Origin of the sequence: Bartonella sp. AP58NXGY, assembly GCF_042195785.1 — a bacterium.
In the GTDB taxonomy this organism is placed as follows: domain Bacteria; phylum Pseudomonadota; class Alphaproteobacteria; order Rhizobiales; family Rhizobiaceae; genus Bartonella.
The window spans coordinates 1-504 of sequence record NZ_JBHIOY010000453.1; the positions used below are offsets into that span (position 1 = coordinate 1).

Here is a 504-nt window from a genome sequence, read left to right on the forward strand (position 1 = left end):
GCAATTCCAAATGGCTTGTACAGAGCGAAAATGGTGTGATTTTATCAGTTATGACCCGCGTTTTGTGGGGGATTCATCTCATTTGCGTATGAAAATCAAACGCATCTACCGTGATGACAAACAAATTGAACAGATTAATCAAGCCGTCGAAGCTTTTTTAGCAGAAATAGAACAAGAGATACAAAGAATCTCAATAAAAGCCGCTTGAAACTATGGGGGTGCTTATCCTCACCAATGCCTCCTAGCACCCCCACCCTTTCATAACAATTTTAATCAATTCGTGACTCACCAAATGGGTGAATTGCGTCTCAATGTAGGGAGAAGAGATATGGCGCCTCGTCCAGCTACCATAACACAGCCTGCCATTGCTCGGGCTTTAAGAGAAGCTAAAGAACAAGGTTGTGAACTCATAGAAATCAAGCCGACTGGTGAACTGCTTATCTATCTTAAAGCAGATATTCCAATACCAAACTCAACAGCACATCCTGATAAAATATGGAATTT

General features: G+C 41.3%; 1 pseudogene. It reads left to right on the forward strand.

Annotation, left to right across the window (positions count from 1 at the left end):
- Positions 1–208: pseudogene (locus tag ACFINC_RS11965) on the forward strand (exonuclease); the annotation flags it as partial.
- Positions 209–504 lie beyond the last annotated feature (296 nt).